Origin of the sequence: Lapillicoccus sp., from assembly GCF_039935575.1 — a bacterium.
GTDB lineage: Bacteria > Actinomycetota > Actinomycetes > Actinomycetales > Dermatophilaceae > Lapillicoccus.
In genome coordinates this window covers 17,431-28,828 of record NZ_JBDTKA010000102.1, presented here as the reverse complement: position 1 = coordinate 28,828, position 11,398 = coordinate 17,431, and the positions used below count along the sequence as shown (strand labels likewise).

General features: G+C 68.2%; 14 protein-coding genes. 9 read left to right on the top strand and 5 right to left on the bottom strand.

What is annotated here, in order from left to right; all coding sequences use genetic code 11:
- The first annotated feature begins 474 nt into the window (after nucleotides 1-474).
- Together ABI385_RS12575 and ABI385_RS12570 are read left to right on the top strand one after the other, a co-directional pair.
- Nucleotides 475-798, top strand: coding sequence for a helix-turn-helix transcriptional regulator (locus ABI385_RS12575; protein ID WP_348104090.1), 324 nt, complete (start codon nucleotides 475-477; stop codon nucleotides 796-798).
- On the top strand, nucleotides 795-1,649 hold the full coding sequence (locus ABI385_RS12570; protein WP_348104089.1) for an HAAS signaling domain-containing protein: 855 nt from the start codon (nucleotides 795-797) through the stop codon (nucleotides 1,647-1,649). Before ABI385_RS12575 ends, ABI385_RS12570 begins: the two co-directional genes overlap by 4 nt.
- Before the next feature lie 74 nt (nucleotides 1,650-1,723).
- Here ABI385_RS12570 and ABI385_RS12565 read toward each other — a convergent pair whose 3' ends face one another.
- A complete protein-coding gene (locus tag ABI385_RS12565) occupies nucleotides 1,724-1,918 on the bottom strand; it encodes a hypothetical protein (protein WP_348104088.1) in 195 nt (64 codons plus the stop codon).
- A gap of 43 nt (nucleotides 1,919-1,961) precedes the next feature.
- Here ABI385_RS12565 and lnt point away from each other — a divergent pair, with 43 nt between their 5' ends.
- The 3 genes from lnt to ABI385_RS12550 are packed head-to-tail and all read left to right on the top strand — an operon-like array spanning nucleotide 1,962 to nucleotide 5,226.
- Nucleotides 1,962-3,866: an apolipoprotein N-acyltransferase gene (gene lnt, locus ABI385_RS12560; protein ID WP_348104087.1), complete on the top strand. Its 1,905-nt coding sequence runs from the start codon at nucleotides 1,962-1,964 to the stop codon at nucleotides 3,864-3,866.
- A complete protein-coding gene (locus ABI385_RS12555; protein ID WP_348104086.1) occupies nucleotides 3,863-4,672 on the top strand; it encodes a polyprenol monophosphomannose synthase in 810 nt (269 codons plus the stop codon). The genes lnt and ABI385_RS12555 overlap by 4 nt, the downstream gene beginning before the upstream one ends.
- Before the next feature lie 53 nt (nucleotides 4,673-4,725).
- On the top strand, nucleotides 4,726-5,226 hold the full coding sequence (locus tag ABI385_RS12550) for an FxsA family protein (protein WP_348104085.1): 501 nt from the start codon (nucleotides 4,726-4,728) through the stop codon (nucleotides 5,224-5,226).
- A gap of 84 nt (nucleotides 5,227-5,310) precedes the next feature.
- Here ABI385_RS12550 and ABI385_RS12545 read toward each other — a convergent pair whose 3' ends face one another.
- Both ABI385_RS12545 and ABI385_RS12540 read right to left on the bottom strand, forming a co-directional pair.
- Nucleotides 5,311-5,670, bottom strand: a complete 360-nt coding sequence (locus ABI385_RS12545; protein ID WP_348104084.1) for an RNA polymerase-binding protein RbpA — start codon at nucleotides 5,668-5,670, stop codon at nucleotides 5,311-5,313.
- 213 nt (nucleotides 5,671-5,883) lie between these two features.
- Nucleotides 5,884-7,275, bottom strand: a complete 1,392-nt coding sequence (locus ABI385_RS12540) for an MFS transporter (RefSeq protein WP_348104083.1) — start codon at nucleotides 7,273-7,275, stop codon at nucleotides 5,884-5,886.
- Nucleotides 7,276-7,480: 205 nt separating this feature from the next.
- On the opposite strand from ABI385_RS12540, the gene ABI385_RS12535 reads away from it, so the two are divergent.
- Nucleotides 7,481-7,912, top strand: a complete 432-nt coding sequence (locus ABI385_RS12535; RefSeq protein ID WP_348104082.1) for an SRPBCC family protein — start codon at nucleotides 7,481-7,483, stop codon at nucleotides 7,910-7,912.
- A gap of 57 nt (nucleotides 7,913-7,969) precedes the next feature.
- Here the strand turns inward: ABI385_RS12535 and ABI385_RS12530 are convergent, their stop codons facing one another.
- On the bottom strand, nucleotides 7,970-8,785 hold the full coding sequence (locus tag ABI385_RS12530; RefSeq protein ID WP_348104081.1) for an alpha/beta hydrolase: 816 nt from the start codon (nucleotides 8,783-8,785) through the stop codon (nucleotides 7,970-7,972).
- A gap of 126 nt (nucleotides 8,786-8,911) precedes the next feature.
- Between ABI385_RS12530 and ABI385_RS12525 the strand changes: the two genes are divergently transcribed.
- The 3 genes from ABI385_RS12525 to ABI385_RS12515 all read left to right on the top strand — a co-directional run bounded on the left by ABI385_RS12525 (nucleotide 8,912) and on the right by ABI385_RS12515 (nucleotide 10,256).
- The gene (locus ABI385_RS12525; RefSeq protein WP_348104080.1) at nucleotides 8,912-9,262 is read left to right on the top strand and encodes a TraR/DksA C4-type zinc finger protein; all 351 of its coding nucleotides are present in this window, start codon (nucleotides 8,912-8,914) and stop codon (nucleotides 9,260-9,262) included.
- A gap of 63 nt (nucleotides 9,263-9,325) precedes the next feature.
- Nucleotides 9,326-9,775, top strand: a complete 450-nt coding sequence (locus tag ABI385_RS12520) for a helix-turn-helix transcriptional regulator (RefSeq protein ID WP_348104079.1) — start codon at nucleotides 9,326-9,328, stop codon at nucleotides 9,773-9,775.
- 70 nt (nucleotides 9,776-9,845) lie between these two features.
- Nucleotides 9,846-10,256 (top strand): VOC family protein, encoded by a 411-nt coding sequence (locus ABI385_RS12515; RefSeq protein ID WP_348104078.1) that lies wholly within the window; start codon nucleotides 9,846-9,848, stop codon nucleotides 10,254-10,256.
- A gap of 113 nt (nucleotides 10,257-10,369) precedes the next feature.
- On the opposite strand, the gene ABI385_RS12510 is transcribed toward ABI385_RS12515, so the two are convergent.
- Complete coding sequence (locus ABI385_RS12510; RefSeq protein ID WP_348104077.1) at nucleotides 10,370-11,389, bottom strand: ester cyclase; 1,020 nt, start codon at nucleotides 11,387-11,389, stop codon at nucleotides 10,370-10,372.
- Nucleotides 11,390-11,398: the final 9 nt, after the last annotated feature.

Below are 11,398 nucleotides of genomic sequence, written 5' to 3'. Positions count from 1 at the left end.
GCGTGTGCCGCTGACCTGCGACGATGCGCGTTGTCGCAGGTCAGCGCCGGGTTGACACCTCTCGCCTGCCGAGTAACTTGGGGCCCGGTCGTTCACCCGGACGGTCGTCAGTGGGGCTCGGGGAGTGTCGCGGAAGGGAGTTCTCGGCGGCTTGCGCGCGCAGCCGCCGACCGCGCCAGGCTTGCCTGACGCGGCATGAGCTCAGGCCCCGAACGACGGCTGGTGGACGCCTCGACGGCCCACGACGCTCAGTAGACAACAGCCCGCCGACCGACCGCCTGCCGGCCGGGGGTTGGTCCCAACGGCGTCGTGGGCCGCCTTGGCTCTTCCCGGGCCCCGTGTCCAGCCCTGGAGACCGGGCACCTTGGACCGGAGCTACGCCGCAGGAGATCGCCACCGCCGCGACGTCTCGACGCGACCACGCCGCGAGGCCGCATCAGGGCGATGCCTAGACAGCCTTGGTATGGTCGCTCCATGAGATCCGATCTTCTGCGTGGCCATCTCGACCGCCTGCTGTTGGCCGTGCTGACCGAAGAGCCAGGACACGGGTACGCACTGTCCCAACGCCTCGACGAGCGCAGCGGGGGCACGTTCGGCGTCCCGGAGGGGTCGCTCTACCCGGCACTCCAACGTCTCGAGCGCGCGGACCTGGTGACCAGCACCTGGAACATCGTCGACGGCCGGCGACGCCGGGTCTACCAGCTCACCCCGGCCGGTCGGGATGCCAGGTCCGAGTCGGCCGAAGAGTGGCGGCGGTTCTCCGGCGCCGTCGATCGCGTCATCGCAGGACTGGCATGACCACCATCGATGACTACCTGCACCGGCTGCAGCGACTGCTGCACGTGCGGGGGCGGATGCGACGTCGGTTGTTGACAGAATGCCGCGATCATCTCCAGGACGCGTCCGCACAGTACGGACCTGAAGAGGCGGTCCGACGGTTCGGCACCGCCGAGGACATCGCGGCCTCCCTCAACACCGAGGTCGCCGCGCGGCAGGCGCAACACGCCACCGTTGCCACGGTCCTTGGTGTGCTCGCCGTCGCCGGATCAACGCTGGCCCTGCTGCACTCCTCGGACACGGGGGCGACCGCACCGGCCGGCTGGGCGATCGCCTTCTTCGCTGCGGCGCAAACCGCAGCGGTATGCGCGGCGCTGGCCACGCTGCAGGCTGCTGCCCTGCGTCGACGGCACACCACCGCGCCGGACGTGGCACTGCTATGTCGGCGCAACGCCTGCGCCTTGCTGGCCGCCGGTGTCACGTTGTTCGCCGCCGGTGGGGCAGTTCCCGGACAGGGATCACCGGTCCTGCTGCTCGCCGGACCGGTCCTGGCCGCGATGGCTGGGCTGAGCGTGTTGGGCACCCGATCCATCATCCGAGGACTCCCGGCTGCTCGACAGCTCCGGGTCCGCTCACCCCTGACGGACCTCGGCACGCTGTCCGGTCTCACACTTCCTCATGTGCAGCCCGCCAGACTGCTCCCGCCGACCATCGTCGTGGCCTCGGTCACAGCCTTCGTGTGGGACCACGCCGACCACGGAACGCTCGCCACCGCGCTGACCACCGCCGGCATCCAGGCCATGCTCGTTGTCCTCGGTTTTCTTATCCTGGGCCCAGCACTTGGACTCCGCCCACGCAGGCACCTCACCTGACGACGCGCGTCCGCGGGACGTGCTGCCGCACCCGTGGATGGTCCCGGCGAGGGTCGCGAGCGCCGATCACCTGATCAGTGCGTGCGGGCTCCGGCGCGCTTGCTGATGATCGTGGAGATCGCGGTGGAAATAAGCATCGTCCCGACCAGAAGTGCCAAACCGCCGCCGACGATCGCCGCCTTGCTCATCTCGACGAGAACGGTGATGATCATCCAGATCACTGCGGCGATGAGACCACCGATCAGTCCACTTCGTAGTTGGTCGGTCACGATGGACGGGCCCCCCTCAGGCTGACGATTTCACGGTTACCTCATGATGATCGGTGCCCGGGGGCGCAGGCAACCCTTCTGCCACGGTCTTCTTCCTGACTCGTCGGGGGTCGTCTGCGACGGCCTCCTCGAACAGGGGAAGAACGACTTCAGTGCTCTCGACTCCATACCGTGCACGATCCGCAGCTCGTTCATCGTCGGCTCGACGTCGGCTGTTCCCGTCACCAGCCTTCATTCTTGGCTGAACGCATACAGGCGTCACGGCTGGCGCGGTTACCGTTACGCCGTGCGGTTGCCCCTACGCCTCGTGTTCGCCCTCGTCTCGGGGGCGTTGCTGTGCGTGGCGTTCCCGGGTCTCGGCATCTGGCCCCTCGCGCCGGTCGCTGTCGCTGTCCTCGCGGTCGCGACCTGCGGCGCCAGCGGGCGAGCGGGTGCTCTCCTCGGGCTGGTGGCCGGGCTGGTGTTTTTCGGGTACTCGCTGAGCTGGGCGGGCAGTGTCGTGGGCGTCGTGCCCTGGCTCGGCCTGACGGTGTGCCAAGCGTTGTTCACCGCCCTGCTCGGAGCGGTCTGCGCGTGGCTGCAGAGCCGTTCGACGAGCTGGAGCGACCGCCGAGAGCCCACTGCCCGCGTTCCTCGGATCAGGCCTGTGGTCGTCGCTCTCGTCTGGGTCGGCCAGGAGGCGCTGCGCGACCGGCTGCCCTACGGCGGGTTTCCCTGGGTCAGGCTCGCCTTCAGCCAGGCGAACTCCCCGATGGGACGGCTGGCGGCGGTCGGTGGTGCTCCGCTGGTGACCTTCGCGGTGGCGTTGTGCGGCGGTCTGCTCGCCGCCGCGGTCGTGCACTTCTCCCGCGTGCCGGGGGGGACGAGACCCACGCCGCGTGGGGCCGCGGCCCAGAGCCGCCAGTTCATCTTCGGAACCATCGGTGTCCTCGCGGTCGGCGTCTGCGGCCTGCTCGTCCCGCTGCCGACAGACGGGGCTTCCGCCAGCGTCCTGGCCGTCCAGGGCAACGTCCCGCGTCCGGGACTGGAGTTCAACGAGGAACGCCGCCAGGTCCTGGACAACCACGTCCAGGCCACCCTCGACGCGGCCGCTCAGGTCGACGCCGGGACTCGTGCGCGACCGGACCTGGTCGTCTGGCCGGAGAACTCCTCGGACATCGACCCCACCCGCAACCCGGATGCGGCCGACCAGATCACTCGCGCCGTGGACGCCCTGGGGGCGCCGCTGGTCGTCGGCACGTTGCTGGAGCAGCCCGCGCCGAACATCTCGAACGTCTCGATGCTCTACCTCCCGGGCCAGGGCATCGTGCAGACCTACGTCAAACAGCACCCCGTTCCGTTCGCCGAGTACATCCCGAACCGCGACTTCTTCCGCATCTTCAGCGACAAGGTCGACCTCGTCCGCGCCGACTTCGTGCCCGGACCTAATCCCGTTTTGTTCCGCGTCCCGGCGGCGTCCGGGGGTGAGATCGTCGCCGGACCGACGATCTGCTTCGAGGTGGCCTACGACGACCTGGTCCGCGAGAACGTCGAGCTCGGCGCGAACCTGCTGCTCGTCCAGACCAACAACGCCACCTTCGGGTATACGTCCGAGTCGGTGCAGCAGCTGGCGATCTCCCGCATCCGGGCCATGGAGCACGGTCGTTCGATCGTCCACGTGTCGACCGTGGGCGTGAGCGCGCTGATCACCCCCGACGGAACGCCGCACCAGGTCACGTCGTTGTTCACCCAAGACGTGCTGTCGGGTGCCCTGCCCTTGCGAACCACCGTAACGCTGGCGACCAGGGTCGGTCCGTGGCCGGAGTACGCCGGCTGCATCGCGCTCGTCATCTTGCTGGCGCTGACCGTGCGGCCGCGCCGCTCCACCCACCAACGCTCCGCCCACCAACGCTCCACCCAGCAACGCTCGACCCACCAAGGCTCGACCCACCAAGGAACCCGCCCGTGAACCACAGCCCCGGCCACGCCTCTCGCCCACCCCTGCGGCGCGTGCTTGTGCTCATCCCGACCTACAACGAGCGGGAGAACCTGCCGCTGATCGTGGCGCGCGTGCGCGCCTCCTCGCCCAACGCGGACGTCCTCGTCCTCGACGACTCATCGCCGGACGGCACGGGCGCTGTGGCAGACGGTCTCGCGGGAGGCGACCCGGCCGTACACGTCCTGCACCGGCAGACCAAGGCCGGCCTCGGCGCGGCATACCTCGCTGGGTTCGCCTGGGCTCTGCAGCGGGGCTATGACGCAGCGGTCGAGATGGATGCCGACGGCTCGCACCGCCCCGAGCAGCTGCCCGACCTGCTGGCCGCGGCGGCCGACGCCGATGTGGTGATCGGCTCACGCTGGGTGCCGGGCGGCTCGGTGGTCAACTGGCCGTTCCACCGCAAGGTGCTGAGCATGGGCGGGAACCTCTACGTCAAGGGCATGCTCGGGATGTCGGTCAACGACGCAACCGGCGGCTACCGGGTCTACCGCGTCTCGGCGCTGCGCCGGCTCGACCTGTCTGCCGTCGACTCGCAGGGCTACGGCTTCCAGGTGGACATGACCTGGCGTGCGGTGCAGGCGGGGATGACCATCGTCGAAGTACCCATCCGGTTCGTCGAGCGCGAGGTCGGCGAGTCCAAGATGAGCGGCAGCATCGTCTCCGAGGCGATGGTCAACGTGAGCCGGTGGGCGTTCATCCATCGCAGCGAGCAGGTCCGCAGCGCCGTGCTGGCGCGGCAGACCCGACGTCGGGAGGGGGCGTGGCACCAGCTGTGACCTACGAGCAGGGACGGGGATCGGAGCGACGGAGATCGCAGGGACGCAGGCGTATGCCCGGGGGCAGCTCGCGTCCGCGCCGCTGGTCGCTGCTGCTCGTGCTGCTCCTGCTCGTCGTTCCATTGCTCGAGGTCGTGGTCATCATCGCGGTCGGGCGGGCGATCGGGGGTTGGCCGACGTTCGCGCTCCTGCTGGCCGAGTCGGCGTTCGGCGCCTGGCTCGTGCGACGTGAGGGCAGCAGGTCGTGGCAGGGGCTGCAGGAGGCCCTCACCTCGGGACGGATGCCGTCACGTCAGCTGGCCGACGCGGCGCTGGTCCTCGTCGGAGGCGTGCTGCTGCTGGCGCCTGGCTTCCTCACCGACGTCCTGGGGTTCTTTCTCGTCCTGCCGTTCACCCGGCCGCTGGCTCGCGGACTGCTCGAGGCCGCGGTCGCCCGGAGGCTCCTGGCGGGCACGGTCGGTGGCTGGCCCGGCGGCCCGGCCGGACCAGCCGGTGGGGCTGGTGCTGCCGGTGACGTCATCGAGGGCCAGGTCATCGAGAGAGAGGCCCTCTGACGATCTCCCGCCTGGCGCATAGCCGACTCGTGACGAGGGCCCGCCCCCGAAATCGGGTGGCGGGCCGTCGTCAGAGTGTGGAGGTCAGGCGCTGCGCTTGCTTGTCGGCTTCTCACCGCGCGAAGCCCGCAGCAGGGTGAGCCGCTCCTCGAGCAGCTCCTCCAGCTCAGGGATCGAGCGACGCTCGAGCAGCATGTCCCAGTGGGTGCGGATGTGCTTGGTCTCCTTCTTCTCCGGCTCAGGGCCGTCGAGGAGCTTTGCCTCGTTGCCGCAGCGGCACTCCCACACCGAAGGCACATCGGCCTCGACGCTGAAGGGCAGCTCGATCCGGTGTCCCAGCGGGCACACGTACGTCGTGATGCGGCGCTCGCTGGGCACCACGTTGACCTCGGACTCCATGCTGAACGTACTCAGCCGGGTCCCTCGAAGTGCTCTGTCAGCCATTGTCATCCTCCCCAAACGCTGTGGCGCCCGTGACTGGCACGGAGCGGAGAGCTTGGAGCTCTCCATATCACTCATTCGGTGCCAACGCTCTGGTCGGATGCGTTTGTTCCGACCACGGTCGGCTGCACAGCGAATCGACACTGATTTGTGATGTATTTCACAAGCGACTGGAACGGACGCAGTCGGCGCTCAGTCACCCACGGTGGGACGGGGTCAGACGATGGCCGGTACCTCGTTGCCGGCGGCCAGGATCCCTTCGCGCATCCGGACCCGCGACAGGATGAGACCGCCGACGACGAAGAAGACAACGAGCGCGACGATGGCCCACCGGTAGGAGTGGGTGAACTGGTGCACCAACCCGAAGGTCAGCGTCCCGAACCAGCTCGTGCCGCGCTCCATAGCCTGGTAGAGGCTGAAGAACTCCGCCTCTCTACCTCGCGGGATCAGCTGGCTGTAGAGCGAGCGGGACAGCGCCTGGCTGCCTCCGAGCACGAGACCGATGAACAGCGCCAGCGCGACGAAAAGCACGAGGGACTTGGCCGGGACGAAGAAGGCGACGACCACGATGAGCGTCCACACACCCAGGCTCCAGAGCACCGTCCGCCAGGCACCGATACGCCCGGCGATGCGCCCGAACAGCACCGACCCCCCGAACGCGACGAACTGCACGAAGAGGAACACCCCGAGCACTGTCTGCTGGGAGAACTGCAGCTCCTCGATGCCATACAGGCTCGAGTTGCCGATGACCGTCTGAATCCCGTCATTGAAGAACAGGTAGGCGAGCAGGAAGAGCATCGTCTGTGGGAACAGCCGCAGCTCGCGGAAGGTGTCGGCGAGCTGGGCGAAGCTCCCGGCGACGACCCCTTTGGTCCGCTCGACCGGAGTCGCAAGGGTGCCGGCGACGTGCCGCAGCCCAAGGACAGGGATGAGCGTGAACCCGCCCCACCACATCCCGGCGGACAACAGGCTGACCCGCGTGGACGTGGCCCGGTCCAGTCCGAGCTTGGCGTGGAAGATGTCGAGCAAAAAGTTCAACGCCAGCAGGATGCCGCCGCCGAGGTAACCGAAGCCCCATCCGCGGGACGAGACCCGGTCGCGGTCGTCGGGCACGGCGATCCGCACGAGCAACGAGTCGTAGATCACCAGCGACGACCCGAGGGCCAGGTTCGCCACGATGAGCAGGACCACCCCGAGCTGCCAGTTCGTGCCCAGGACGAAGAACATCAGGCTGGCCGCGATCGCCCCGAGCCAGGCGAACCCGGCGAGCATCCGGGTCGGGTGGGGGCTGCGGTCCGCGATTCCGCCGACGACGATCAGGACGATCGCGGAGATGACCGTCGAGACGGTTGCGGTGTAGGCGAACAGCGACCCTGGGTCGATCGGTACGCCGACGACGTCGAGGGTCTGCGTGCACGAGGCGCCCTCGGCCAGGTCGGGGCAGGCAGCGGCTGTCGCAACTGAGGTGAGGTAGGGCGCCATCAGTACGGTCGCGGTGGTCGTGACGTAAGCCGAGTTCGCCCAGTCGTAGAAGTACCACGCCCGCTGCTCGCGCGTGTGCTGTCCCGGCGCCGAGTGGGCGACCGTGCCCACGGCGTCTCCCGTCATGGGGGAAGCGTGGCACAGGACCGGAAGACGCAAGCGCATCCCGCGTCACGGGGGTGGGGGACTGGCATGATGCCGTGGCCGTCGCGCTGTTCGTGATCCTGTCGCCAGTGCGTGACCCGTCGGATCGCCGGTGTTCCAATGCCGTGGTGTCATGGGGCCGAGGGCGGGCGAACCACCGCCGACGTCACGGAACCAAGGAGAACGCGTGCCCACTGTCTCGAGGACGTTCACGGTCACTCCCCGCCCGCAGGTCGTGATCGACTACCTCAAAGACTTCAGCAGGGCAGAGGAGTGGGATCCGGGCACGCAGACGTGCACGCAGACCGGGAGTGCGCCGGTCGAGGTCGGCACCACCTGGCGCAACGTGTCGAAGATCGCTGGTGTCACCACCGAGCTGGAGTACAAGCTCACCCAGCTGAGCGACGCCGGCCTGGTTCTCGTCGGCAGGAACAAGAGCGTCACCTCCACGGACACGATCACGGTCCTGCCGTCGGGGGAGGGCAGCGAGGTCACCTACCGCGCTGACCTCGACATGCACGGAGCGGCTGCGCTGATGGCGCCGGCCATGAAGCTGATCTTCGAGAAGATCGCCGACGACACCGAGAAGCAGATGACCGAGGTACTGAACTCCCTCTGAGAGCTGCTACGGGCGCTGGTATGACTGTTGGTCAGGTGGGCGGTCGCCCCGTGGCCGTCACATCGCGTCGGCACAGTGGTCCAGCAGGAGCGCGACGAAGTCGGTGGGTCGTTCCATCGACGGCAGGTGCGCGCAGTCCGGCCAGCTGACCAGCGTCGCCCCCGCGATGGCGTCGGTGAGGGTGCGCGTGGTGTTGTGGATGGCTTCCATGTCGAGCGCTCCGTCGAGAATGAGTGTCGGAACAAGGATTTCGCTCAGCCGCTCAAGTGCTGGGGGATCGAGCTCGTCCTCCTCGAGGTCGTCCCAGTCGGCCTGCAGCTCGAAGACCTGACGCTGCATCTGGCCGACGCGTTCGCGCACTGAGGCGTCCACGGATGACCGGTCTCGGTGCGGTCCGTCGACCCAGGCGACGAGGTTGGTCTCGACGGCGGTGTCCAGGTCGTGCTCTGCCAAGGCGGCCCGCTCGGCGTCGACAAACGCCCGCAGGTCGGGAGTCGCCTCGGCGATCAGCGACCCTCCCGGGGCGACGAGCATCAACGACGAGACGAGCGCAGGCTGGGTGAGCGCCACGTCGACAGCGACTCCCGCGCCGTAGGACGCCCCGACCAGGTGGCACCGCCCGATACCGAGCTCCGCCAACGACTCGGTGACATCGTCGACCGGGGAAAGTCGTCCGGCTGGCCGCGCAGAAGAGTCACCGAAGCCGCGCAGGTCCAGCCGCACCGTGTCGTCTGTTGCCACTAGACCGGGCCACACGGCGTCCCACATCCTCCGATCCGCGACTCCGGCGTGAAGCAGGACGACGGGCGTCTGGCCCCAGGGTCCGGCCCGGTCGTAGGCGATGCCGTTCGTCGTGCGGGTGGGTTGGCTCATCGGCCTCCTCATCGGGTGAGCGCCCAGCGAAACAGATGACCGCCCACGCGGCAAACGAGTTTCGCCGCTCGGGTCAGGGGGACAGGCGCGGTGCCAGGGAGGAGATCGCCGAGTAGCGTCGCAGGAGTGAGCCTGGACGAGGTGGCTGAGCACCTGGCGCGAGAGCATGCCCGGGTCACCGAACGCCTCGCGATGCTGGATGCGGATATGGCGGCGCTGGTGGCGGCTTCCCAGGACTCGAACGCTGACGACGAGCACGACCCAGAGGGCCCGACCATCGCCTTCGAACGGTCGCAGCTGGCGGCGCTGACCCGACAGGCGCGGGTGCACCAGGCGGAGACGGTCGCGGCGCAGGAGCGGCTGGCTGCGGGCGCATACGGGCGGTGTGAACGCTGTGGGCTGCCGCTGGACACAGCACGTTTGGAGGCTCGACCTCATGCACGTACCTGTGTCGCCTGTGCGATGGGATTGGCGTGAACAGGTCAGGTCGAGAACGAGTCGCGATAGGCAGCCACGGCGGGACGTGGCACCATCGCGCAGGTGACCAGCACTCTCGCCGGGGAGCAGCACTTGCGTGACCTCGCGCGGTTGCGTGGGGTCCGCGACCGAATCGACCGGGAGTACGCGCAGCCGCTGGACGTCGAAGCGCTCGCCCGCGGTGCGCACGTGTCGGCCGGTCACCTCAGCCGTGAGTTCCGGCTCGCGTACGGCGAGTCTCCGTACGGGTACCTGATGACCCGACGCATCGAACGGGCCATGGCGCTGCTTCGTCGAGGCGATCTCAGCGTGACCGAGGTCTGTTTCGCGGTGGGCTGCTCGTCCCTGGGCACCTTCAGCACCCGTTTCACCGAGCTGGTCGGTATGCCTCCGAGTACCTACCGACGCCAGGCGGCGAGCTCCACTGTCGGGATCCCGACCTGCGTGGTGAAGCAGGTCACCCGGCCGGTGCGGAACCGACCATCGCGGGTGATGGATACAGACCCGGGCTGATGTCGGCGCCATCGCAGACGGTCAGGAATCGAGAAGCCATTCTCCCACCGCCGCACCTAACCTGACGGGCATGGACATCAGCATTAACGCGGCCTTCCTCCCGCATAACGACCCTGACGCCGCGCTGACCTTCTACCGCGACACACTCGGATTCGAGGTCCGCAACGACGTCGGTTATGGGGGGATGCGCTGGATCACCGTCGGCCCGCCCGGCCAGCCTGGGACGTCCATCGTTCTCCATCCGCCCGCCGCCGACCCCGGCATCACCGACGACGAACGCCGCACCATCTCGGAAATGATGGCCAAGGGCACCTACGGGATCATCACCTTCGCCACCGCCGACCTCGACGGCACCTTCGAGCAGTTGCAGGCGGCGGACGCCGAGGTCGTCCAGGAGCCGACGGAGCAGCCATACGGGATCCGAGACTGCGCGTTCCGCGATCCCGCGGGCAACCTGATCCGGATCAACCAGCTGCGCTGACCCGGTCGGAGATGACGGACGGCCACACAGGGAAACGCCTTCGTAGCCACCCGCGTCTGCACACACGCATGGAAGCAGCTGGGCTTTGACATACCGGTGGGCGAGCTGGAGGTCTACACGAAGTAGATGTTGGCCGGGCCTACCTCGCCGCCGTCGCCGCGGGTCTGGTTGATCTGGGCTCGCAGGGCTATCTCGTCGAAGATTCGACGCTCGCGCACGACCCGGCCTTCCTGCACGAGGAACTGGGAGACGCCGAGCAGGTCGACGTCCTGGTTGGTCGTCGGACCGTAGACCGGCCGCCCGTCGTAGGACCCCGTCATCTTCCACAGCACCGAGATGCGCAGGCCGGCGTACCGCGGGTGGTAGTTGGTCTGGATGTCGCGGACCTCGAAGTGGGCGGTCGGGAAGGCGAGCAGTAACCGCAGCGTCTCGTCCTGGTATCCCCTCGGCCGGATATAGGTGGCGGCTCCACTGCTGTGCAAGAAGACGTCGCGAACGATCAGGCTAGAGAGGGCGGCGAAGTTCCTCTGGTTCCAGACTTGCTCGATCAGCTCCAGGACGAGCTGGCACTCGTCACGGTAGTCGTCGGGCCGGGGCCCGCTGTCGCCCTCGGCGAGGACGTCTTGCGGTGCGGGTCGCAGCCAGGATCCTGAGTACCCCCTGAAATGCAGGGACCTGGCGGCCTCGTCGGGGTCCTGGCCCGTCTGGAGCGCGCGGGCCAAGCCGTCGCGTGCGATCCACTCCTCCACCATGCGCCCTCGGCGGTAGAGACAGTTGGCCACGCTGTGCAGGTTGAGGCGATGCCAACGGCCGTCGACGAGACGGTCCTCTCCGCGGAACACGAGGTGCGAGCTGAGGAACCCGTCGGTGCCACGGGCCTCCCAGACCACGTCCTCGGCCTGACCGGGCATCCCGCCTGGGTGGGCGGCGCTGTCGGCCATCCGCAGAGTGCTGCCTTCGATGACCTCGGCCCGTGAGGTGATGGTGCCGAGAGCGACGTGCACGACCGAGTCGGGTTCGTAGTTGTCGTAGATGTGCTGGATGTCGCGGTCCACCCAGATCCGGTCGGTGACCTCGCGGATGAAGTCGTCGGGATCCGTATAGGGCTGATAAGCAATGGGATCGAGGGCCATAGTGGTGCT